Raw genomic sequence first — 22222 nt, 5'->3', positions numbered from 1 at the left:
ACAGGCTCAACCAGAGGAATTCTGCCCGGTGATACTCAGTCCCGGACGGCCGGGCGCTTCTTCTGCGGATACGGCGTCTCGCCGCGGGCCAGCATCTCCACAAATCCGGCAATCTTCCGCTCCCGGGTGGCGGCCTGCTTGACCGAATTGGTGCGGTAGATGAGCGCATAGCGGTTCACCGAGGTCAGCACGTCGAACATGGCCTGCGCCTCGGGCACCGCGGCGATGGCAGCGGCCAGATCCGCCGGGACCTCCGCCGTCGCCTGTCCTGAATAGGCGGCCTCCCAGCGCCCGTCGGCCTTGGCGGCGTCGACGGCGGCCCTGCCGGGAGCGGTCATCTTTCCTTCCGCTTCGAGACGGGCCACGTGGCCGACATTCCGCTCCGACCAGGGGCTCTTGGCACCCCGGCGGGTCATTCGCTGGAGATAACTCCCGTCGTCGCGCTTCTTGACCTGGCCGTCGATCCAGCCGAAGCAAAGCGCCTCGTCCAGGGCGGCGTCGTAGTCGAGTTCGGTGACGTTGCCGCCCTTCTTGTGCAGGACCAGCCAGACGCCGGGACTGTCGCTGTGGTGGGATTCCAGCCACGTACGCCACGCGGCGGCATCGGCCACCAGCAGTTCCTCGAGTTCCACAGCCATGCGCCTATTCTGCCCCCAGCGCTGGGTGATTCAACCCGGTGCCACGCGATTCAAGACGTGGCATCATGGCCATGTCGGCGCCGTTTCGGGATCCAGGTGTTTCGAGTTCGAGGAGAGAGCATGCTTCGTGTCCGCCCCATCCACTTCACGTCCCGGGTTGACCCCTGGGAGCGGCTCCTCACCGACCTGGGGATGATCAAGACCACCGACCAGGGTTCCTGGCGGGAGTACGACGCCGGGGCGGGCCGGCTGGCGCTGCACCAGGCCGAGCCGGGCGCTGCGGAGGACGGCGTCACGCACTTTGGCGTGGAGGTCGGCGACCTCGAGGAGTTTGCCCGGCGCACCAACCAGTCCGGCGCGGAATCCGACTCCTCCTCCGCCGAACTCGTCCGGGCGGACCACGGCGATTCCTGCCGGATCACCGGCGCGGACGGCTTCAGCTTCTTCGCCGACAAGGCCGCCCACGGTGCCAACTGTGCGGATGCGGATCCGGCGCTGGCCGTGGTCGAGGTGTGGTTCAGCGAGGACGTGACAGCCGCTGCCCAGGCGCTGCGGGACATCGGAGCGCGGTTCCGGCCCGTCCCGGACGACGACGAAACCGCCGACTTCACCGCCAAGAACGGCGGCGTGCTGATGGCAAGGCCCGGCACCGGCCCGGCGCACGCAGGACTGGGATTCGAGTACGCCGGGGACCTTGACGCCCTGCGGGACCGCCTCACCGCCGCGGGACACGACGCGACGCTGACCGAGGAGGCCTTCGGACGCACCCTGCATGTGCCGCACCCGGACAACGACAGCGCGGCGGCGCAGCGGGCACCGCTCTGGATCTCCGCCCGGCGCCCTTCCTAGCCCCAAGCGGCGCGGAGCGCTAAATCGAATGGCGAGATCTCGTCGCTTTGCCCTCCGCCAAGCGTCGGGATCCCACGCCTCGGCGGCCGGACCTGTGCTGATGGGGTAAAAATGATTCATGAACGTGCGCACCCCTGACCCCAACCCCGGCTGGCTCTCGGACGAGGATCTCTTCGAAGCCAGAGGCCGGCTTCCGATGGTCTACGTGGAGGCGGTGCCGGTCCGGCTGGATCCACTCGGGTTCGTGAATGAGGTGGGCACGCTCCTGCAGGCGGACGAGGACGGCACCATGGTCCGGTCCCTCGTCTCGGGCCGTGTGCTCTACCGCGAGACCATCCGCGCCGCCCTGCTGCGCCACATGGAAAAGGACCTCGGCCCGCTGGCATTCCCCCAGCTCCCCATCAGCCCGGTGCCGTTCACCGTGGCCGAATACTTCCCCGCACCCTCCCACACAGGGTTCACCGACGACCGCCAGCACGCTGTGTCACTGGCCTACATCATCCCCGTGACCGGCGAATGCGAACCCCGCCAGGACGCGCTGGAGCTGACCTGGATGACGCCGCAGGAAGTGCTCAGCGACGGCGTGCAGCTCGAGTTCACCGGCGGACGCGGTGCCCTGGTCCGGCAGGCCCTGGCCTACGCCGGCGTCGGCAGCTGACGCCCGGACGCCCGCGCCTCCCCGACTTCGCACCCTCTCCTTTGTAGACTGTTGGGCGGACCGCAAGAGAACTTAAGGACTCCCGATGAACCACCCTGCAGCTGCCAAGACCTATCGTGAACAGCAGGCGGGCTCTCTGCGGGCGGGCGACCACCTTCTCCTGCCGGACGGCGAGCGGTCTGCGGAAATCCACTCCGTGGAAGTCGAAACCGATGATTTCGGCAGCCCTGCCATCATCCTTGCGACCCTCACCGGCGGAGGCACGCTGCGCATCGCTGCCGGCTCGTCCGTCCGGATCCCGGGGCCCGCAGTTGACGACTTTCCGTCCCCGGAAGCTGCCGCCAATGCCGCTGTAAAGACTGCTGCTGTCGTCGAAGATGCTGCCATCGCAGACGGCGCCGGAACGGCGGACGGTGGTGCCCAAATGGCGGACGCCCAGGCGTCCGACGCCGGCACTCCCCTTTCCGTAGTGGGGAACGAAGCAGCTGGGGAGCCTGCGCGGACGGCGCCTGCCGCCGTCGTCGTCCCTCCGCTGCCGTCCACCACCCCGGTGGTGATCGGCCCCAGCGCGGACGACCTGGCCCTCATCCCGGAGCCCTCCGGGACGCCTGAATCCGTGGTGGAAGCCGTGGCGGAGGCCCATCCGGACTCCGTCGGGGTGCAGCTGCTGGCCGACAAGCTGGTCAAGGGCATCAACACCAAGTCCGGCAGCTGCCTGAAGGACCTGAGCGACCTCGCCCACGAGCTGTTCATCATGCTCAAGGACGCCGAGGCGTCGCTGACGGTGGCCGACCTGCTGAACGTGCTGCCCTTCGACGGCAACCCGGGGCGCTGGGGGTCGGTGGAGGCGTCCCTCGCGCTGTCCAGCTACGTGTGCCGGCAGACGGGACGCAAGGACCGCGCCGCCGTGTATGAGAAGCTGCTCCGGGCGCCGGACAACCAGGAGACGGATCCCTTCAAGGCACGGATGCAGGCCCGGGTCCGGCAGCGCTCACTGAACGAGCCGAACCTGTACGACAAAGAGATTTTCCGCTCCATCGACAACTCCAACCATGAGGCCGAGCGCGAGTGGCGGCTGCTGCGGCTGGAATCGCTGCTGTTCCTGCGCGCCCACGGCGGATCACAGACCATCAGCCCGTCCGAGCTCGAGCGGCGGATCGCGAACGAACTGGAGTCCGTGCGGGGCTAAGGGGCCCTCCGGTACCGATGCCGCGTTTTCCACCGGAAGTTCCCCTAGCCCGGGTTGCGGCCCTAGTTGTAGATTCAGGCCATGACGAACAATCTCAGCGTTGTGATCAATTCGGACGCGCCACAGGTTTGGACGATGCTGCGTGAACCCTCGAAAGTCGCGCAATGGCATGGCTGGGAGGCCGACGAGCTGGCGGCGGAAATCAACGAGATCTACTTCAGCAAGAACGTGGTTGAAGGGCCGGACCACACCACGCTGACGGTCAACAACGGCGACGTCTTCACGCTAAAGCCCGTGCCCACCGGAACCGAGGTCAGCGTCACCCGCGCCGGTGTGGACCACAACTCCGAATGGGCCGCGTGGGACGAGGACATCACCCAGGGGTGGCTGATCTTCCTGCAGCAGCTGCGGTTCGCGCTGGAGCGCCATCCCCACGGCAAGCGCCGCACCTGCTACTTCTCCGTCCCCGGCGCGGACGGCTCCGCCATCGAGAAACTCGGCCTGAAGGATATCCCCGCCGCCGGCGAAGAATATTCGCTGACCTTGGGCACCGGCGAGGAGGTCTCGGGCAGGGTCTGGCACAAGACCAACCACCAGGTGGGGCTCACCGTACACAGCTACGCGGAGCACGGAGAAGGCCTGCTGATTGTGGCTGACCAGCCCGTGATCCCCGAGAAAAGGCCCGACGGCGGCTCGATGGTGATCCTCTCGCTGTACGATCTGGGCGCCGGCAGCATGGAAACGATCCGTTCCCTCTGGGACGACTGGCGCTCTGAGAACTACCCCACATCAGAGCCCATCCAGTGAAGGTTCGCCGCTGTTAGCTGGCACACTTGAACCGTGTCAGCCAATCCTGAACCGCCTTCCCCTTCTGTACCGGTGCCGGCCGCCCGCCAGTCGGAGTTCTCCTTCCGGGTGGGCAAGCGCCTCAATGAAACATGCCGCCCTGCCCCCGAGCAGGCGACCGCCAACGGAGGCGGGTTCCTGGGCCGGACCGGTACCATCACCACGCCGCACGGCGAGATCCAGACGCCGGCATTCATCGCCGTCGGCACCAAGGCCACCGTGAAGTCCGTACTTCCCGAGTCGATGGCTGAACTCGGCGCCCAGGCCCTGCTGGCCAACGCCTACCACCTTTACTTGCAGCCCGGCCCCGAGATCCTGGACGAGGCCGGCGGCCTGGGCGCCTTCATGAACTGGCCGGGCCCCACCTTCACTGACTCCGGCGGTTTCCAGGTGATGAGCCTGGGCTCGGGGTTCAAGAAGGTCATCGACATGAAGACTGCGCCATCCCCAGACCAGGCCCTGCCGGATGACGCCGTAGCCGCCGGAAAGGAACGCCTGGCCCACGTGGACGACGACGGCGTGTGGTTCAAGAGCCACCTCAACGGGGACCGCCACCGCTTCTCCCCCGAGATCTCCATGCAGGTCCAGCACCAGATCGGCGCGGACATCATGTTCGCATTCGACGAGCTCACCACGCTGCAGAACTCCCGCGGATATCAGGAGGAGTCGCTGGAACGCACACGGCTGTGGGCGGTCCGCTGCCTGGAGGAGCACTTCCGGCTCACTGACGAACGCGCGGGCAAGCCATACCAGGCCCTGTTCGGCGTGATCCAGGGCGCCCAGTACGAGGACCTGCGCCGCAAGGCCTGCCGTGATCTCGGTGCCATGGCCTTCGACGGCTACGGGATCGGCGGAGCCCTTGAGAAGGAGAACCTGGGCACCATTGTGCGCTGGTGCAACGAGGAACTGCCCGAGAACAAGCCGCGGCACCTGCTGGGCATCTCCGAGCCGGACGACATCTTTACGGCCATCGAGAACGGGGCCGACACCTTCGACTGCGTATCCCCCACCCGCGTGGCCCGCAACTCGGCGTTCTACACGCCCGACGGCCGCTTCAACCTCTCCGGTGCCAGGTACAAGCGCGACTTCGGTCCGCTGCAGGACGGCTGCGACTGCTACGCCTGCCGGAACTACTCGAGGGCCTACATCCACCACCTGTTCAAGGCCAAGGAGATGCTCTCCGCCACGCTTATTTCCATCCACAACGAGCGCTTCGTGGTGAAGATGGTGGACGACGCCCGGCTGGCGATCGAGTCCGGCGACTTCTTCGAGTTCAAAGCCGAGACGCTGGGCCGGTACTACTCCTAGAGTTGGCCCCCAGCCGCGCCGCGCCGGTTCGAGCCCGCCCACGTCGGGCCGCCGTCGAACTCGCCGGAAACGAGCCAGATCGCCGGAAGGTTACGGCGACCTCGCACGATTCCGGCGAAGTCGCGTTTTCCACATAACGACGGCGGTGCCTCCCCGGATCTTCGGCGGCACCGGAAGCTGGTTGCATGCCGAAGAACAACACTCCCGTGCTCCCGCCCACCGGAAACCTCTGGCGCACGGACCAGCTCATCGATCTCGGCTTTGGCTCCCGGTCGATCAAGTCCTTGCTGGATTCGAGTTCCCTCGTCCGGCTGCGCTACGGCTGCTATCTACGTGCCAGCGTGTGGGATGCCCAGTCCGCCCGTGTCCGGAGCCGCCAGCTGATTTACGCGCATGCGCACGGAACGCGCACGACGTCGACCGGCGCCTTCGTCTACAGCCACACTTCCGCCGCCCGCCTGCACCGCCTCTATCTCTGGAACGTGGACGACGCAATCCATGTTCTGCAGCACGTCCGCCCGTCGAGTGAGCGCCACGGCAAGGATGTGCGGTGCCATACGCGCCCGTTCTCCGACTACGACGTGACCGTAGTGGGCGGCCTGCGGACCACGTCGCTGGAGAGGACGGCCGCAGATTGCGCCATGATGCTCAACTACAGGCAAGCGCTGATCGTGATGGACCATTCGCTGCGCCGCGGCGCCGACCGCTTCCTCCTGCAGGCGATGGCAGATTCATTGGACGGGCAGCGGGGTGTCCGGACTTTCCGCCGGGTACTCGAAACGGCCGACGCCCGTTCGGAATCGCCCGGCGAGACGCTGACACGGGAGCTGATCCTCCGCCTGAAGATGCGGCTTCCCGAGCCGCAGGTTGAGGTGCTGAGCCGAGCGGGGAAGCACCGTCTGGACTTCGCTTGGAAGGAGGAGAAGGTCGCCCTCGAGTTTGATGGCAAGGCTAAATACTTCGACTTCCAACCCACCAACGAGGTGCTCTTCCAGGAACGTCTCCGCGAAAAGGCCCTGACGGAGGAAGGATGGCTCTTCGTCCGGGTCGAGTGGAAGGACCTGTTCAACGAGGCACAGTTCAAGAACCGTGTGCTCCACGCCCTGGCTGGCCGCCCCCGCAAGTTCTGAGCCCGGGTTCGCGGGCAGCGAGGTCGCCGGAAACCTGCGAGTTCGCCGGAACCTTCCGGCGACCTCGCACGGTTCCGGCGACCTCGGCGCCGCAGGACTACGCCCCGTAGCTCGGTTCGCGCTTCTTGACCCAGCCGATGACCAGGGTGGTGACGGGAACGAAGAGGAACTCCACGAGGGTCTTGTAGAGGAAGCCCACCAGCACGTAGTTCACAAACATGCCAAAATCGCTGATGCCGATCACCGAGGCCGCGATGCTGCAGAAAATCAGCGTGTCCACGAATTCCCCGGCCACCGACGAGCTCATGATGCGGGCCCACAGCGACTTCTCCCCTGTGCGGGCCTTCATCCTGACCAGGATCCAGGAGTTGATGGTCTGTCCGGCGAAGAACGCAAGGAGCGAGGCCAGCACGATCTGTGGAACCGGGCCGATGGCGCCTTCGAGGGCGGCCTGCTTGGCGGTGCCGAAGTCGTCGTCGAAGCCAGGCAGCGCAATGATCACCCAGTAGCAAAGCGAGGCGAAGACGGACAGGGCAAACGTGGTGACGATGGCTTTCCGGGCAACCTTCAAGCCGTAGACCTCACTGATAACGTCGCCCAGGATGTACGCCAGCGGGAACAGGAAGAAGCCGCCGTCCGTAACGATTGGACCCAGCGCCACACCCTTGGAAGCACCAATGTTGGACAGGATCAGCACCACGGCCATGACCGCAAGCATGGTGCCGAAGTAGGGGGAACCGACCGAGGCGAATTTCGGCGCTGCTTTCGGCACGGAGGACTGGGCGGTGGTCATGGGTTTTCCATTCGTAGTGGTTCGCTCGGCTGCCTGTCCCCACGAAGGGAGATGGCAGCCGGCTGTATTAGCACTGGACGGGTCCCGCGGCTGGCCGCCGAAACCGCCCTCCATTCTCGCATCATCAAACTGTTCATGAGCACAATGCCTGCGCTGCACGGCCGGTGGCAGGTTGGGGGCATGACTTCCACCGCGTTCGACTCTTCTGCTCTGGCGTCCGACGCCGTTTCCGCCACCACCGCCGCGCCCGCGGTCGTCCTGACCATCGCCGGTTCGGAGGCGACCGGCGGCGCCGGAGCCCAGGCCGACCTGAAGACGTTCCAGGAACTCGGCGTTTTCGGCATCGCCAACCTCACCTGCATCGTCTCTTTCGATCCGAAGAATGGCTGGAACCACCGCTTCGTGCCCGTGGATCAGGAAGTCGTCGCGCACCAGCTGGAGGCGACGACGGCGGCCTACGGTGCCGCTTCGGGCGCACCTTCCGTGCTGGACACTGTGAAGATCGGCATGCTGGGCAGCCCTGCCACCATTTCGACCGTCGCCTCCGCGCTGGCGTCCGGCGCGTTCAGCAACGTTGTCCTGGACCCGGTGCTGATCTGCAAGGGCCAGGAGCCGGGTCATGCCCTGGACACGGACCAGGCACTGAAGGCTCAGATCCTGCCGCTGGCCTCGTTCGTCACGCCCAACCACTTCGAGGCCGAGTCGCTGTCCGGCCTGGAGATCACCGACGTCGAATCCCTCAAGGCTGCGGCAGTCCGGATCCACGAGCTGAGAGGAGCCGCGGTGCTGGCCAAGGGCGGCGTGCGCCTGTCCGGTCCCGACGCCGTCGATGTCTTCTACGACGGCGAAACCCTCGAGGTCCTGAGTGCCCCGAAGGTGGGCGAGGTGGCGGTCTCCGGCGCCGGCTGCTCGCTCGCTGCGGCGGTGACGGCTGAGCTGGCCAAGGGTGCATCGCCGCTGGAGGCAGCCCGGACGGCGAAGGACTTCGTGACCGCAGGCATCCGCAACCGCGTGGCCTCCGGCGCCCCGTTCGACGCCCTCTGGCAGGGCGGCCCGCGCTAGGCCTTGGCCGGAATGCTTCCTCACCTTCGCACGAAAAACCCCAACCCTTCCTCACCTTTCGCACGAAAAACCCCAACCCTTCCTAATGCGTTGGGGAAGGGTCCCGGTTTTCGCTGCAGGACCTGAGGAAGGGTTTTGGTTAGGAGCGGGGGTCGGCCACTGTTCCCATGAAAAGAGGCAACCCGCTTTCAACGTGCACGATCTGGTAGTGGAACGGCCGGTCGAAGTCGATGGTGTGCTCGGGCTGGGGTGGCGCGCTCGTCACCCTGCCGTTGATCTGGGTTACTGCAGCGGCCACGGTTCCCTTCTCGGCGACCGTGATGTTGGCGGTCTGCGCCGCCTGCGTAATGGTCATTTTCGGCTGGATCGCGTTGAAGTCCTCAGTGGTGGTGAGGGTCTTTTGCAGGCCGGCGGCTTCCAGAACCGCGCGTAGGTCGAAGCTGCATTTGTGGTCCCAGCGAGGCAGCTGAATCTGCACGGTCTCCAGAGGCGCGGTGTCCAAGGCACTCGCGATTTCCGTGAGCTGTGGCCCACTGAATAAGGCATCCGCCCCGGCGTCCGGCAGGACCAGACGCATCACGAACCCCTCAGCATACGGAAGGTCCGCACCCCGCCAGCCGGCCCCTTCGGCGTACTTCATCTTCAGCAGGTTATGCATGGCCGGGACGTCGATTTGCTCGCCGCCGGCGAGGGTGAAGGGCAAATCCGACGTTGAGCCCGGGTCAAACGGGAACTGCCAGGCCGCCGCAAAGTACAGGGCGTTGAGCAGGCTGAACGTGTTCCGGGGGTCGTACTTTGCGGGCGCTTCCTTGATTCGGCCGCCCGTGTTCCTGTCCACCCAGGCATCGATCGCGGGCTTGGTGGCGCCCTCGTCGCTGAAGTCCACCGGATATACGCCAGTTCCATAGTGCCTTGCCAGCGTGGTGAGGAATGGCTCGCCTGTTGGCACCGCCTTGTCCACGAACAATCCGTTGGCGGCATGCATGACAGGCCTCCGCGGCGGGTTGTCCTCGTCCACGGCGCCGGGGTCGCCGTCGAACTTCGCCAGGGAGGCGAGCACCGCGTTCATGGCCTCATCCCGTCTTTCCTCCGGGAAACCCACAACACTGTCCAACTCGGCAGCTGTTTCCCCGGACGCGCCGGCCCGAAGCATCGCCAGCGCAACCAGCAAGCTTCCGGGCGAGGACACCACGTTCCCTCCTGAACCATTGCCGCCGCCGGCCAGCAGTGCCTGGCCAAGCCCCAGGGCGGAGTCCCGGAACGCGCGGAACTCAGCGGCATAGGCCGTGCCATCCACCGATACCCGCTCCACGTCGTCGGCCTTCAGCATTCCAGGCACCGGCGCCGAACACGCCGTTGCGAGTACGACCGCGGCCGAGGCCGCCACCATCTTGGCCATTCGAATCCTGTTCATTGCAGTCCTCGGCTCATCCGGAGAACACCGTATGTCCACAGTCAACCAGCGGGCGCTGACAGTATCGATGCCTGGCCGGTCACGGCTTGTCGTCGGTTTGGTCTCATCTCTGACGCTCACATTCGTGCCCGGGCGTATCCTCAGGGCATCCCGGCTGATCGTGGAGGAGCGCGGCATGGCCCAGCATTTCGACAGCGTTGACGAGTACATCGCGCAGTTTCCCGCCGATGTGCAGGATGTCCTTCAGGAGGTTCGGCGCAGGTGCCGTGCGGCTGTGCCGGGTTCCGGCGAAATGATCAGCTACGGCATCCCCACGGTCACGCTCGGCGGCAAGTATGTGGTGTATTTCGCGGGCTGGGCGCACCATATTTCGGTCTACCCGGTGCCATCCGGCGACGACGCTTTCCAGGCTGAGATCGCGCCCTTCCGGGCCGCCAAGGGCACGCTCAAATTCCCGCTAGGCAGGCCGCTCCCCTACGGGCTCATCGAACGGACGGCGGCGCTTCTCGCCGCTGAGCGCCGGGGGCAGTGACTGCCGTCTGCGCCGCCCGCCGTCGAACGCGGACGACGGCGGAAGCGGACGACGGCGGGCAGGCCCGCCGTCGCCCTCGGGAACCTGCCGGCAACTATCGCCCCCACACACTACCGCCGCGGAATGTTCCGAAGGTTGCTGCGCGCCATACTCACGGCCTCCCCGGCGCCACGGTTCAGGACCACCTTGGACATCGCAGTTGCGAACCCCAGGACCTGGGAGCTCTTGATCTTCGGCGGAATGGAGAGCGCCTTCGGATCCGTGATGAGTTCCACGAGCGACGGCCCCGGATGGGCGAAGGCCTCCCGGTAGGCACCTTCGATCCGGGCAGGATCGGTGACCCGGACAGCGTGGAAGCCGAGCGCGCGGGCAAGGGCGGCGTAGTCGGCGTCGGGCACGTCCACACCGAAGTCCGGCAGGCCGTCCACCAACATCTCCAGCTTGACCATGCCCAGGGTGGAGTTGTTGAAGACCACCACGTTGACCGGCAACCGGTGCGCGGCCACCGTGATGAGCTCGCCGAGCAGCATGGACAGGCCGCCGTCGCCCGAGACCGAAATAACCTGCCGTCCGGGGTAGGCCAGCTGCGCGCCGATCGCGTGCGGCAGCGCGTTGGCCATGGAGCCGTGAAGGTACGAGCCAATCAGCCGGCGGGTGCCCAGCGGGTTGATGTAGCGGGCGGTCCAGACGTTGCACATGCCGGTGTCCGCGGTGAAGACGGCGTCCTCCGCCGCCGCCTGGTCCAGCAGGGACGCCGCGTATTCCGGGTGGATCGGCTGCTTCTTCTCCACCTTGCGGGTGTAGGCGCCCACGGCCTTATTCATCAGCCGGTCATGCTTCTTGAGCATCTGGTTGAGGAAGCGGCGGCTCTTCTTCGGAGCCAGCAGGGGCATCAGCGCGGCGAGCGTGGGCAGCACGTCGCCGTGGACGGCGATGTCGACGTCGGTCCGCCGGCCCAGCCGGTGGGCGGCACGGTCAACCTGCGCCGTGCGCGTTCCGGGCAGGAACTGGTCGTAGGGAAAATCGGTTCCAAGAAGCAACAGCAGGTCCGCGTCCTCGATGCCCTCCGCCGCGGCGCCATACCCCAGCAGCCCGGTCATGCCGATGTCGTAGGGATTGTCGTACTGCAGGAAGTCCTTGCCGCGCAGGGTGTGGCCGACCGGCGCACCGATCAGTTCCGCGAGCGCGATCACCTCGTCATGGGCGCCCTGCGTGCCCGCCCCGGCGAAGATGGCAACCTTGTCCGCCGCATTGATGGCATCAGCGAGCTCACTGATGCTTTCGGCGGCCGGGACGAGCGTTGCGGGTCGGAAGGCCGCAGGCAGCGGCGTCTCCCCCGTTGCCTCCAGCCCGGCTATATCGCCGGGAAGGGTGACGACGGCGACACCGCCCAAAGCGACGGCGTGCTGGATGGCGCTGTGCATCACCCGCGGCGCCTGTTCCGCCGTGCTGATGAGCTCCGAGTAGACGGAGCATTCGTTGAAGATCCGGTCGGGATGGGTTTCCTGGAAGAAGCTGCTGCCGATCTGCTTGCTCGGGATGTGCGAGGCGATGGCCAGAACAGGCGCGCCCGAGCGGTTCGCATCGTACAGGCCGTTGATGAGGTGCAGGTTGCCGGGGCCGCAGGAGCCGGCGCAGACGGCAAGCTTTCCTGTCAGCTGGGCCTCGGCTGCGGCGGCGAAGGCTGCGGCTTCCTCGTGCCGGACATGGATCCAGTCAATGCCGCCTTTGGCCGCTCCGCCGGTCTGCCGTACTGCGTCGACGATGGGGTTCAGGCTGTCCCCCACAATGCCGTATATCCGCTGCACGCCGGCAGCCTGGAGTTGTTCTATGAGCTGGATTGCGAGTTCCTTGGCCATGCGTACACTCCCGGGTCGGATCCTTGCGCTGACATGGCCCAATATAGCCCGCACCCCCGGGCCCTGCCTGGGAGCTCCCAGCTCGTCCGGAAGCCCCGGCTCTGCTTGGCAGCGTGGCAGGGCAGCACCCACGGACGACGGCGGCGGCAGGCTGCAGCCCCTAGGGTCACCGCCCGGGCCGGCCAGCCGCCGTCCTCCTTTGGGGGACGCTCAGCGAACTAACCGCTAGGCGTCCAGTAGGTCCTTGTCCCGCTCGCCGTCTTTGCGGTCCGGCGACCAGGCGTGGCCCTGCTCGTGGTCCAGGTGGGTGGACTTCTTGTTCCGCAGGCAGAAAATGTAGACCACCAGCGATACGGCGATGGCCACGGTGACGTAGGTGAAGAAGAGGTCCACCTGGTCGGACTTCTGCAATGCGGCGCCGATCAGCGGGACGGTGCCGCCGAACAGGGAGTTGGCAATGGCGTAGCCCAGGCCTACTCCGAGCGCGCGGATGGAAGCCGGGAACAGCTCGGCCTTCACGAGCGCGTTGATGGACGTGTAGCCGCCCACGATCAGCAGGCCGCCCATCATCAGCAGGAAGGCGGTGAAGGGATCCTTGGTACCGGCCAGGGAGGAGAGCAGCGGCCACGTGAAGAGCACACCGGTGATGCCGAACCAGAGGAGCAGCGGCTTGCGGCCAACCTTGTCGGAAATGATGCCGTAGACGGGCTGGAGCAGCATGAAGATGAACAGCGCCCAGAAGTTGATCACAGACGTGTCCGTCTTGGCGATGCCTGAGGTGTCATTCATGAACTTCAGGATGAAGTTGGTGTAGGTGTAGAACGCAACCGTGCCGCCCAGAGTGATGCCGATGCAGACCAGCAGAGGCTTCCAGTGCCGGGTGAAAAGCAGCTTCATGGTGCCCGGCTGTGCTTCGCCCGTGGCCGGAACCCGGGCGGCCCGAATCTGGTCTGCGGAGACGGTCTCTTCCATGGACCGGCGGAGCCAGAGAACAACCAGTGCAGCAACGCCGCCCACCGCGAACGGGATGCGCCACCCCCACTCGTTGAGCATCTCCTTGCCCAGGACGTTCTGCAGGATCACGAGGATGAGCAGTGCCAGCATCTGGCCGCCCACCAGGGTCACGTACTGGAAGCTGGAGAAGAAGCCACGGCGCTTGGAGGTGGCCGCCTCCGACATGTACGTGGCACTGGTACCGTACTCGCCGCCCACCGAGAATCCCTGGAGAATCCGGATCAGAACCAGCAGGACCATGGCCCAGATGCCGATGACGTCCTGGGTGGGCAGCACGGCGATGGCAAAGGATCCGGCGGACATCAGCGTCACGCTGAGGGTCAGGGCCGCTTTCCGGCCGTTGCGGTCGGCGTACCGGCCGAAGAACCAAGCGCCGATGGGACGCATCAGGAACGACGTCGAGAACACCGCCATCGCTTCCAGGCCAGCTTGGAGTTCATCCTTGGAGTTGAAGAAGTGGGCCTGGAAGTAGGCGGCGAAGACGGTGTAAACGTAGAGGTCGTACCACTCCACGAGGTTTCCGGCGGAGCCTTTGAGGACGTTGCCGACGGCTCGTCGGGTTTGTGCTGCCTCATTGAGCGGCGCGGCGTGCTGGGTGCTCATCGATGAACCTTCCTTAGCATGAACGGCCTCCCGGAAGCGCGGAGGACCCTATCCAAAGTAGGGGTGATCCAGCGCACAACCAACGCAAACGGGATTTCCTAACACTTCCTTAGGTTTCGGGAAGGGTCTGTTGTTGTGGCGGGCGGCTCTGCTCCTGCGGCGGGCGAAAAAGCCGGCAAAGCGGTAATCTCCAGAAGCGGGACTGCGCAGCCGGGCTCAGTGGCCGGATCTTGCAGCGGGACTGCACCGGTCGGGTTCAGCAGCCGGGTTTTGCATCAACGGACAAGGGACATGGCCATGGAAGTGCTCATCGTCGAGGACGACGACGCCATGGCCGGCGCCCTGACCGCTGCCGTCGCCACCGCCGGCCATAAGACCACGCGGGTGTCCCGCGGAGCTGATGCGCTCCTGACACACCGCAGATTCGAGGTGATCCTCCTGGACCTGGGGCTGCCCGACATGGACGGGCTGGAGGTGCTGCGGAAGCTTCGTCAGGTCACCGACTGCCCCATCCTGATCCTCACTGCGCGCGACGACGAGCGCAGCGTGGTGCTCGGGCTGCGCTCCGGTGCTGATGACTATCTGGTCAAGCCGGTCAAGCTCGTGGAACTGCTGGCGCGGATCGAAGCTGTCACCCGGCGTGCCGGGCGCAGCAGCGGGAACACGCCGCACACCGTCGTCGTGGACGACCTGGAAATCGACCTGGACCGGCGGACAGCCACCAAGGCAGGGGAAATGGTGCCGCTGACCGCCACCGAATTCGAGCTCCTGGCCCTTCTGGCCCGCCATGCAGGCTCCGTGGTCACCCGGGAGCAGATCCTTGACGCTCTGTGGGGCGATGCTTTCCTGGCTTCCTCACGGTCACTTGACGTGCACCTGACGGGGCTGCGGGCGAAACTGCAAAAACCCGGCTTAATCATCAATGTCCGCGGCGTGGGCTACCGGATCGAAGCGGATCCGGTGTGAGGCTTCGTGTTCTCGGCATCCTCAGCGTGCTCTGCCTGCTGCTGGTCTTCCTGGTGTCCGGCACCATACTGACCTCCGCTGCCAGGGAACTCACCCAGGAACTCCAGATCAACCGGGTGGCCTCGCTGAACCGGCTGGCGCAGGTGGCCTATGACGCCGCCGGCGACGGTGACACATCGCGGCTGCAACGAGAGATGGACACCTACTCCGGACTGTACGGAGAAGGCATTGTGGTCCGGCTCCAGCAGGGCACCGTGCGTTCGGGCGGACTCAGGGAAGACCGGGCTGATGTACAGGAGGCGCTGACCCGGGCGCAGCTCAACCTCAATGACACGTCCTTGGCCACGCTGCAGCCCTTCAGCGCCGGCTCAGAAGTCATTTCCCGCTCCTTCGGCAGTGCCAGCCAGGTTCTGGGCGCCGTGGTCATGGACGTGGACCTCCATACGGCCCGGCAGAAGCTGCTGGAACGGTGGGTGGTGGTGGCTGCTGCCGCTGCTGTCCTCGCGGCCGTCCTGCTGCTTGGTGCCGCCCGCGTAACGGGCTGGGTGCTGCGCCCTGTGCACCGGCTGAACGCGGCCGTCACAGAACTTGAGGAAACCGGACGGGCCGGGCGGCTGCCGGAGGAGGGGCCGCCCGAGCTGCGGGAACTGAGCAGGTCGTTCACTGCAATGGCGCAGACCATGAGTGCCAGCATCGAATCGCAGCGCCAGCTGATAGCCGACACGTCCCACCAGCTGCGCAACCCGATAGCGGCCCTGCGGCTGCGCCTGGACGTTCTTCAGCTTGAGCTGAAGACGGCCCGGGAGCATGACGCCGCGGCCAGCGCCCTCGCAGAGCTGGAACGCGTGGAGGAGATCCTGGACGGAGTGCTGAAACTGGCCGCAGCCGAACACCGGGTATCTGAAGACTCGGCCCGGCCGTTCAGCAGTTCACCCTCCGGAAAAGCTCCCGAGCCGGTGGACCCCTATCCCGTCCTGCAGGGGGAAGCGGAGCGGGCAGGGGCCGCCGCACAGCGAGCCGGTTCACGGCTCGTCCTGGCAGAACCGCCCCAGCCGCCTGTGTTGGTGGCCTGCCACCCCGCGGAGCTGGCGCAAATGGTTGCGGAACTCCTCAACAACGCGATTAAGTACGCCCCCGCGGCCACAGTGACGGCAGCGGTCCGAGTACACCCGGACACCGTAACAGTGGAGATTTCCGACGACGGGCCAGGACTTTCCGCCGAAGAACGCACCGCCGCAACCACCAGGTTCTGGCGGGCACAGCGGCATTCCACCGTCCGCGGCACCGGCCTGGGAATGACGATTGTGGGCAAGCTCGCCGCTGCCAACGGCGGACGGCTCGTGTTGGCCGAAGCCGAACCGCGGGGCTTGGCGGCCCGGATCGAATTCCCTGCCCCCGCTCACGCGGCCGAGCCCTGGAAGGACCGTCCCGATGCCTGAGGCTGTTGGGCTGCCGGCTGCCCTGCCGCGGCGGGCTGTCCTTAAGGCCGGCCTGACAAGTGGATTTCTGGCGCTCCTGCCGCCTGCCCTGAATTCATGCACGGGCAAGAACCGTCCCGGCCTGCTGACCGTCGCGGGCGGCGAGTCGGGCGGGTTCTATCTGGAGTTTTCCACCCTCCTCGCAGCGTCGCTGGAACGGCACGGCGTGGCCGACCACGCCAAGGCGCTCACCACCGGCGGCAGCCTGGATAACCTGGCTGAGGTGCTGGCTGGCAGAGCCACCTTTGCGGTGGCTCTTGCCGATTCCGCCGCCCAGCAGAACAGCCTGCCGGATCGCCCTGCAAAGGTGGCGGCGCTCGGGAAGGTCTACGAAAACTACGTGCACTGCGTGGTGCGGAAAGACAGCGGGATCCGCAACTTTTCGCAGCTCGCCGGCCGCCGGGTCGCCGTAGGGCAGCCCGGATCCGGAACGTCGCTGACGACTCCCCGGCTCATCGAAGCGGCCGGCCTGAACACATCTCCGGAGGGTGCGGCACCCACGGCAGGCGCCGTCGTCGTCGTGAGCCTGGGGCTGAATGATGGCCTTGCCGCGCTGAAGGCGGGGTCGGTGGATGCACTGTTCTGGTCGGGCGGCGTGCCCACGGCCGCCATTGCCGCCGCTCAGCAGGACGTGCCGCTGGCGCTGCTGGACCTGTCAGCCCTGCTGCCAAGGCTGCGGCAGCGCTATGGCGCCTACTATGACCGGGTACTCATTCCCGCGGGCAGCTACTCCGGAGTTCCCGCGGTGTGGACGGTGGGTGCAGCCAACCTCCTCCTCTGCCGCGAGGACCTGGACCACGACACGGTGAAGCGGACCGTGGACCTGCTGGTGCACTATGCCGGAGAACTGATACCGGAATCCAGCCTTGGCGTGCAGTTCCTCAGCCCCGAGACCCTCATCAACACTGCCGGCATACCGCTGCATCCCGCAGCGGCCGCGGCATACCGGGAACTGCACGGGTAAGGGAGCGTCCTGCCCCAGCCGACCACGCGTGATAGGCGTCGCGGGAAAGCCTGCGGGATCTGCGGGAGCGTTGGTCAGCTCCCCGAGTGGGCCTGCAGGAACGTGTACACCTCGGTCTCGTCCACGCCGGGGAAGGCACCCGGGGGCATGGCAGCCAGCAGGTGGGAGTGGGCCCGGGCGGACGGCCAGGCGTTGCCCGCCCACTCGGATGTCAGCGCCGCGGGCGGCCGTTTGCAGCAGTTGGGGTCGGGGCAGTTGGACGTTGCCCGGGCCGTCGTTTCCCGTCCGCGGAACCACTTCACGTGCTGGTACGGGACCCCGATGCTCAGCGAGAACTGCCCGCTGGCCGACCGGTCCGTGCGTGCGGTGCACCAATACGTGCCCGACGGCGTGTCCGTGTACTGGCTGTACGCGCTGAACTTGTCCGGCACATCGAACACGGCGCGGGAGGTCCAGGCCTTGCAGGACGGCTGCCCCTCGATAGCCCCTGTGTGGTCCTGCGGGAAGTTCACGCCGTCGTTTTCGTAGGCCTTGTAAATGATCCCGCTCTGGTGGGTCTTCTGGAAGTGCGTGGTGATGCCCAGGTGCTTGGTGGCCAGGTTGGTGAAACGGTGGGCGGCGGTCTCGTACGACACGGCGAAGGCGTCGCGGATGTCCTCCACCGCGATCTCTTTCGCCGCCTTGGCTTTTTGCAAAAATTCCACGGTGGCCTGCTCCGGCAGCAGGAGCGCCGCCGCGAAATAGTTCGTGGCCACCCGCTGGGCCAGGAAATCACCGTAGTTTCGGGGCGTCTCATGTCCCAGGACGTAGTGGCCCAAGGCCTGCAGCAGCACGGAGCGGGGGTCGTGGTCCTGCCGCTCACTCTGCGTCAGATAAATTTTGCGGTTCTTCAAGTCGGTCACCGAACGGGTGGAATGCGGCAGGTCGCCCACGTGGTGGAGGGTGAATCCGAGGTGCTCCGCGATGTCTGCGATGACGTGCTGGCTCAACGGCCCGGTTGTGTAACCGACCTCCTTGAGCACCTTCTGCGCCTCGGCCTCGTACTCCGGGAAGTAGTTGCCGCGTTCACGCATCATGGCCCGCAGTTCACCGTTCGCGCGGCGGGCTTCTTCCGGCGTGGCCACCTGCTCATTCATCTTGCGTTCGAGCTCCTGAAGCAGCCCCACCTGGGCCTCCAGGACATCCATCGGCAACCGCGAGCTGATGCGGATTTTGGGCAGGTTCAGGGACTCGTACAGAGGTCCGCGCTGGTAGCGTTCGAGCTCGATTTCCAGGCCTGCCCGGCGGCTGGGCGGCTCGGCTCCCAGCAGCTGGTCGATGCCGACGCCGAGCGCCCCGGCCAGGTGCTGCAGCAGCCCGAGTTTTGGTTCCCGCTTGCCGTTCTCAATGAGGCTCAGCTGGCTCGGCGCGGTCCCGACGGCGGCACTCAGGTCGTCGAGCGTCAGGCCGGCCTGCTTGCGCAGGTGGCGCACCCGGCGGCCCAGCGCAATTACGTCCAGTTCGGCCGTCGGCGGTGACGACGGCGGCTGCGAAACTTCCCTGTTCCAGCTTGAAGGCGACATTTCTGAAGAATACGTGAAGAAGTGCATTTCTTTCCAGCTTTCTCCTCTAGAAAGCGCTTCGGAAGTGCAGAAAAGTAGGTGTCACGAAGGAAAACCCTCCGGAAACTGGCCGGACCTGCAAAGGCGCAGGGACGGTCAGCCCGGAAAAACTTCCCGGAATGGCCCGGGAGCTAACAAGGAGACAAAGATGACTGCAGCATTTGAGCCCACCCAGCAGACGCCCGAACAGCAGGCCGCCGCACTGGAGCTCGAGTGGGCTGCCAACCCGCGCTGGGAAGGCGTCACTCGGGACTACTCGGCTTCCGACGTCGTCCGTCTCCGGGGCCGGGTCTCCGAAGAGCACACCCTGGCCCGCCGCGGGTCCGAGAAGCTGTGGAAGCAGCTCACCGAGGAGCACAAGGAAGGCAAGTACACCAACGCCCTTGGTGCCCTGACCGGCAACCAGGCCGTCCAGCAGGTCAAGGCGGGCCTGCGCGCCATCTACCTTTCCGGCTGGCAGGTTGCCGCCGATGCCAACAACTCCGGCCACACCTACCCTGACCAGTCGCTGTACCCGGCGAACTCGGTCCCCACGGTGGTCCGCCGCATTAACAACGCCCTGCTCCGCGCCGACCAGATCGAGTTCTCCGAGGGGATCCAGACCGTTGAGGACTGGCTGGTACCGATTGTCGCCGATGCCGAGGCCGGCTTCGGCGGACCGCTGAACGCCTATGAGCTGATGAAGTCCATGATCCAGGCCGGCGCGTCGGGCGTTCACTGGGAGGACCAGCTCGCTTCGGAGAAGAAGTGCGGCCACCTCGGCGGCAAGGTCCTGATCCCCACCCAGCAGCACGTCCGGACCCTGAACGCGGCCCGCCTGGCCGCTGACGTCGCCGGCACCCCGTCCGTCGTCATCGCCCGCACCGACGCCGAGGCGGCCACCCTGATCACGTCAGACGTCGACGAGAGGGACCAGGAATTCATCCTCCGCGAAGGCGGACAGCCGGTCCGTACCCCGGAGGGCTTCTACAAGGTCCGCAACGGCATCGAACCCTGCATCGCCCGTGCCAAGGCCTATGCCCCGTACTCGGACCTCATCTGGATGGAAACCGGCACCCCGGACCTTGAGCTGGCCCGCAAGTTCGCCGAAGCCGTCAAGGCCGAGTTCCCGGACCAGATGCTCTCCTACAACTGCTCCCCCTCGTTCAACTGGCGCAAGCACCTGGACGACGCCACCATCGCCAAGTTCCAGCGTGAACTCGGCGCCATGGGCTTCACGTTCCAGTTCATCACCCTGGCCGGATTCCACGCCCTGAACTACTCGATGTTCGACCTCGCCCACGGCTACGCCCGCGAAGGCATGAGCGCCTACGTCGAACTCCAGGAAAAGGAATTCGCCTCCGAGTCCCGCGGCTACACCGCAACCAAGCACCAGCGCGAAGTCGGCACCGGCTACTTCGACGACATCTCCACTGCGCTCAACCCGAACGCATCCACCCTGGCTCTCGTGGGATCCACAGAAGAAGGCCAGTTCCACTAAGACTCTCCCCAACTAGATGGCAGTAGTTGCCGTTTTGGACCCTCAAAACGGCAACTACTGCGAGTCAGTTGGGGAACCACTCAAGGAGCCACTCCAATGAACAGCTTCACTGACAACTTCACCATCAATGGCATTACTTTGACCGCGCAGCCCATCTGCCGGCAGGGCGAGGTGCTGACGCCGGATGCTTTGGCCTTCATGGCGCAGCTGCACAAGGCAACCGCCGGGCGGCGTGCAGAACTGCTGCGGGCGCGTCGTGCCCGTCGGGAGGACATCGCCCGGGGCCAGGACCCCCGCTTCCTGCGGGAGACCGAGTCCGTCCGGAACGATCCGAACTGGCGTGTCGCTCCCCCGGCTCCCGGCCTGGAGGACCGGCGGGTGGAAATCACCGGACCCGTGGATAAGAAGATGACCATCAATGCCCTGAACTCTGGCGCCAAGGTGTGGCTGGCGGACATGGAAGACGCCTCCACGCCGTCGTGGCGGAATGTCATCCAGGGCCAGCTGAACCTCACGGACGCGCTGGAGCGCCGGATCGACTTCACCTCCCCCGAGGGCAAGGAATACAAGCTCCGCCCGGCCAGCGAACTGCCCACCATCGTGGTCCGTCCCCGCGGCTGGCACCTGCCCGAAAAGCACATGCTGATTAACGGCGAACCGATCGCCGGCGGCCTCGTGGACTTCGGCCTGTACTTCTTCCACAACGCCCGCCGCCTCCTGGCCCAGGGCAAGGGCCCCTACTTCTACCTGCCGAAGATCGAAAACCACCTCGAAGCCCGGCTCTGGAACGACATCTTCATCCTCGCCCAGGACCTGCTCGGCATCCCGCAGGGCACCATCCGCGCCACGGTGCTGATCGAAACCATCACCGCCTCGTTCGAGATGGAGGAAATCCTGTACGAACTCCGGGACCACGCCGCAGGCCTAAACGCCGGCCGCTGGGACTACATCTTCTCCCTCATCAAGAACTTCCGCACCCGCGGCCCGCGCTTCGTCCTGCCGGACCGCGGACAGGTGACCATGACGGCCCCGTTCATGCGCGCCTACACCGAACAGCTGGTCCGGGCCTGCCACAAACGCGGCGCCATGGCCATCGGGGGCATGGCCGCCGCCGTTCCGAACCGCAAGGACGAAGCCGCCAACGCCAACGCCTTCGAAAAGGTCCGCGCCGACAAGACCCGCGAGGCAGCCGACGGCTTCGACGGCTCCTGGGTGGCCCACCCCGACCTGGTGCCCGTCTGCCGCGAAGTGTTCGACTCCATCCTCGGCGATAAGCCGAACCAGCTGGACCGCCTCCGCGAGGATGTCACGCCGGACGACCGGGCCCTCATCAACGTCGCGGCCACAACCGGCACCATCACCGAACAGGGCATCCGGAACAACATCGAAGTGGGCATCCGCTACATCGAGTCCTGGCTGCGCGGCAACGGCGCGGTCGCCATCCACAACCTCATGGAGGACGCCGCCACCGCCGAAATCTCCCGCTCGCAGCTGTGGCAGTGGATCTACTCCCGCGCCATCACGGACCACGGCGAGATCATTAGCCGGGAATGGGTGGAGGAGATGCTGGACGAGGAGTTCGCCCGGCTGGAGCGCTTCGACGGTGACCGCTTTGCCGATGCCCGCGACATCTTCGAGGAGGTCACGCTGAGCGACAAGTTCCCCAGCTTCCTGACGGTTCCCGCCTACGCCCGGTACCTGCACGAAGCCCGCGAGGGCATCGACGCCACGGCCGAGGCCATCGAGGACGAGCTCGTCGCCGCCTAGAGCCGGCACAGATTTCCGTCTGCCGGGCTGCCCCGCCTTCGCAACAGCACCCCCGAAATCCGGGGAGGCAG

General features: G+C 66.0%; 19 protein-coding genes. 13 read left to right on the top strand and 6 right to left on the bottom strand.

Annotated elements, in window-relative coordinates; genetic code table 11:
• Positions 1-35 precede the first annotated feature (35 nt).
• Positions 36-638, bottom strand: coding sequence for a YdeI/OmpD-associated family protein (locus QFZ23_RS04480; RefSeq protein ID WP_306920775.1), 603 nt, complete (start codon positions 636-638; stop codon positions 36-38).
• Positions 639-758: 120 nt separating this feature from the next.
• Between QFZ23_RS04480 and QFZ23_RS04475 the strand changes: the two genes are divergently transcribed.
• The 6 genes from QFZ23_RS04475 (at position 759) to QFZ23_RS04450 (ending at position 6618) form a co-directional block, all read left to right on the top strand.
• The gene (locus tag QFZ23_RS04475) at positions 759-1487 is read left to right on the top strand and encodes a VOC family protein (protein ID WP_306920773.1); all 729 of its coding nucleotides are present in this window, start codon (positions 759-761) and stop codon (positions 1485-1487) included.
• Positions 1488-1605: 118 nt separating this feature from the next.
• On the top strand, positions 1606-2145 hold the full coding sequence (locus tag QFZ23_RS04470) for an NUDIX hydrolase family protein (RefSeq protein WP_003798527.1): 540 nt from the start codon (positions 1606-1608) through the stop codon (positions 2143-2145).
• Between the two features lie 85 nt (positions 2146-2230).
• Positions 2231-3334, top strand: coding sequence for a DUF6707 family protein (locus tag QFZ23_RS04465; protein WP_306920770.1), 1104 nt, complete (start codon positions 2231-2233; stop codon positions 3332-3334).
• An 81-nt stretch (positions 3335-3415) separates the two neighbouring features.
• On the top strand, positions 3416-4141 hold the full coding sequence (locus tag QFZ23_RS04460) for an SRPBCC domain-containing protein (protein WP_306920768.1): 726 nt from the start codon (positions 3416-3418) through the stop codon (positions 4139-4141).
• A 33-nt stretch (positions 4142-4174) separates the two neighbouring features.
• Positions 4175-5488, top strand: a complete 1314-nt coding sequence (gene tgt, locus QFZ23_RS04455; RefSeq protein WP_306920766.1) for a tRNA guanosine(34) transglycosylase Tgt — start codon at positions 4175-4177, stop codon at positions 5486-5488.
• A 185-nt stretch (positions 5489-5673) separates the two neighbouring features.
• Positions 5674-6618: a hypothetical protein gene (locus tag QFZ23_RS04450; protein ID WP_306920765.1), complete on the top strand. Its 945-nt coding sequence runs from the start codon at positions 5674-5676 to the stop codon at positions 6616-6618.
• 97 nt (positions 6619-6715) lie between these two features.
• On the opposite strand, the gene QFZ23_RS04445 is transcribed toward QFZ23_RS04450, so the two are convergent.
• A complete protein-coding gene (locus QFZ23_RS04445; RefSeq protein WP_306920763.1) occupies positions 6716-7411 on the bottom strand; it encodes a queuosine precursor transporter in 696 nt (231 codons plus the stop codon).
• A gap of 180 nt (positions 7412-7591) precedes the next feature.
• On the opposite strand from QFZ23_RS04445, the gene QFZ23_RS04440 reads away from it, so the two are divergent.
• Positions 7592-8473: a hydroxymethylpyrimidine/phosphomethylpyrimidine kinase gene (locus QFZ23_RS04440; protein WP_306920761.1), complete on the top strand. Its 882-nt coding sequence runs from the start codon at positions 7592-7594 to the stop codon at positions 8471-8473.
• 139 nt (positions 8474-8612) lie between these two features.
• Here QFZ23_RS04440 and QFZ23_RS04435 read toward each other — a convergent pair whose 3' ends face one another.
• Positions 8613-9887: a serpin family protein gene (locus QFZ23_RS04435; protein WP_306920759.1), complete on the bottom strand. Its 1275-nt coding sequence runs from the start codon at positions 9885-9887 to the stop codon at positions 8613-8615.
• Positions 9888-10011: 124 nt separating this feature from the next.
• Here QFZ23_RS04435 and QFZ23_RS04430 point away from each other — a divergent pair, with 124 nt between their 5' ends.
• The gene (locus QFZ23_RS04430; RefSeq protein WP_306920757.1) at positions 10012-10419 is read left to right on the top strand and encodes an iron chaperone; all 408 of its coding nucleotides are present in this window, start codon (positions 10012-10014) and stop codon (positions 10417-10419) included.
• Between the two features lie 110 nt (positions 10420-10529).
• Here QFZ23_RS04430 and QFZ23_RS04425 read toward each other — a convergent pair whose 3' ends face one another.
• Together QFZ23_RS04425 and QFZ23_RS04420 are read right to left on the bottom strand one after the other, a co-directional pair.
• Positions 10530-12278, bottom strand: coding sequence for a pyruvate dehydrogenase (locus QFZ23_RS04425; RefSeq protein ID WP_306920755.1), 1749 nt, complete (start codon positions 12276-12278; stop codon positions 10530-10532).
• 225 nt (positions 12279-12503) lie between these two features.
• On the bottom strand, positions 12504-13895 hold the full coding sequence (locus QFZ23_RS04420; RefSeq protein WP_306920754.1) for an MFS transporter: 1392 nt from the start codon (positions 13893-13895) through the stop codon (positions 12504-12506).
• Between the two features lie 297 nt (positions 13896-14192).
• Between QFZ23_RS04420 and QFZ23_RS04415 the strand changes: the two genes are divergently transcribed.
• Genes QFZ23_RS04415 through QFZ23_RS04405 form a run of 3 tightly spaced genes read left to right on the top strand, consistent with a single transcriptional unit; the run spans position 14193 to position 17303 of the window.
• Positions 14193-14861, top strand: a complete 669-nt coding sequence (locus QFZ23_RS04415) for a response regulator transcription factor (RefSeq protein WP_306926658.1) — start codon at positions 14193-14195, stop codon at positions 14859-14861.
• A complete protein-coding gene (locus QFZ23_RS04410) occupies positions 14858-16300 on the top strand; it encodes a sensor histidine kinase (RefSeq protein ID WP_306920753.1) in 1443 nt (480 codons plus the stop codon). The genes QFZ23_RS04415 and QFZ23_RS04410 overlap by 4 nt, the downstream gene beginning before the upstream one ends.
• Positions 16293-17303: a TAXI family TRAP transporter solute-binding subunit gene (locus tag QFZ23_RS04405; RefSeq protein ID WP_306920752.1), complete on the top strand. Its 1011-nt coding sequence runs from the start codon at positions 16293-16295 to the stop codon at positions 17301-17303. The genes QFZ23_RS04410 and QFZ23_RS04405 overlap by 8 nt, the downstream gene beginning before the upstream one ends.
• 74 nt (positions 17304-17377) lie before the next feature.
• Here QFZ23_RS04405 and QFZ23_RS04400 read toward each other — a convergent pair whose 3' ends face one another.
• Positions 17378-18892, bottom strand: coding sequence for a helix-turn-helix transcriptional regulator (locus QFZ23_RS04400; RefSeq protein ID WP_306920751.1), 1515 nt, complete (start codon positions 18890-18892; stop codon positions 17378-17380).
• A 160-nt stretch (positions 18893-19052) separates the two neighbouring features.
• Here QFZ23_RS04400 and aceA point away from each other — a divergent pair, with 160 nt between their 5' ends.
• The gene (gene aceA / locus QFZ23_RS04395) at positions 19053-20384 is read left to right on the top strand and encodes an isocitrate lyase (protein ID WP_306920749.1); all 1332 of its coding nucleotides are present in this window, start codon (positions 19053-19055) and stop codon (positions 20382-20384) included.
• A 96-nt stretch (positions 20385-20480) separates the two neighbouring features.
• The gene (gene aceB / locus QFZ23_RS04390) at positions 20481-22151 is read left to right on the top strand and encodes a malate synthase A (RefSeq protein WP_306920747.1); all 1671 of its coding nucleotides are present in this window, start codon (positions 20481-20483) and stop codon (positions 22149-22151) included.
• The last annotated feature ends 71 nt before the right edge of the window (positions 22152-22222 follow it).

The organism is Arthrobacter globiformis, assembly GCF_030818015.1.
In the GTDB taxonomy this organism is placed as follows: domain Bacteria; phylum Actinomycetota; class Actinomycetes; order Actinomycetales; family Micrococcaceae; genus Arthrobacter; species Arthrobacter globiformis_C.
This window is presented reverse-complemented; position numbering and strand designations above follow the sequence as displayed.

Bases quoted from the DNA above. Each gene is read 5' to 3' on its own strand.
- QFZ23_RS04415 (WP_306926658.1), top strand. From the start codon at position 14,193: ATGGAAGTGCTCATCGTCGAGGACGACGACGCCATGGCCGGCGCCCTG.
- QFZ23_RS04460 (WP_306920768.1), top strand. From the start codon at position 3,416: ATGACGAACAATCTCAGCGTTGTGATCAATTCGGACGCGCCACAGGTT.
- QFZ23_RS04425 (WP_306920755.1), bottom strand. From the start codon at position 12,278: ATGGCCAAGGAACTCGCAATCCAGCTCATAGAACAACTCCAGGCTGCC.
- aceB (WP_306920747.1), top strand. From the start codon at position 20,481: ATGAACAGCTTCACTGACAACTTCACCATCAATGGCATTACTTTGACC.
- QFZ23_RS04465 (WP_306920770.1), top strand. From the start codon at position 2,231: ATGAACCACCCTGCAGCTGCCAAGACCTATCGTGAACAGCAGGCGGGC.
- QFZ23_RS04400 (WP_306920751.1), bottom strand. From the start codon at position 18,892: ATGCACTTCTTCACGTATTCTTCAGAAATGTCGCCTTCAAGCTGGAAC.
- QFZ23_RS04440 (WP_306920761.1), top strand. From the start codon at position 7,592: ATGACTTCCACCGCGTTCGACTCTTCTGCTCTGGCGTCCGACGCCGTT.
- aceA (WP_306920749.1), top strand. From the start codon at position 19,053: ATGACTGCAGCATTTGAGCCCACCCAGCAGACGCCCGAACAGCAGGCC.
- QFZ23_RS04420 (WP_306920754.1), bottom strand. From the start codon at position 13,895: ATGAGCACCCAGCACGCCGCGCCGCTCAATGAGGCAGCACAAACCCGA.
- QFZ23_RS04475 (WP_306920773.1), top strand. From the start codon at position 759: ATGCTTCGTGTCCGCCCCATCCACTTCACGTCCCGGGTTGACCCCTGG.
- QFZ23_RS04470 (WP_003798527.1), top strand. From the start codon at position 1,606: ATGAACGTGCGCACCCCTGACCCCAACCCCGGCTGGCTCTCGGACGAG.
- QFZ23_RS04445 (WP_306920763.1), bottom strand. From the start codon at position 7,411: ATGACCACCGCCCAGTCCTCCGTGCCGAAAGCAGCGCCGAAATTCGCC.
- QFZ23_RS04435 (WP_306920759.1), bottom strand. From the start codon at position 9,887: ATGAACAGGATTCGAATGGCCAAGATGGTGGCGGCCTCGGCCGCGGTC.
- QFZ23_RS04480 (WP_306920775.1), bottom strand. From the start codon at position 638: ATGGCTGTGGAACTCGAGGAACTGCTGGTGGCCGATGCCGCCGCGTGG.
- QFZ23_RS04405 (WP_306920752.1), top strand. From the start codon at position 16,293: ATGCCTGAGGCTGTTGGGCTGCCGGCTGCCCTGCCGCGGCGGGCTGTC.
- QFZ23_RS04450 (WP_306920765.1), top strand. From the start codon at position 5,674: ATGCCGAAGAACAACACTCCCGTGCTCCCGCCCACCGGAAACCTCTGG.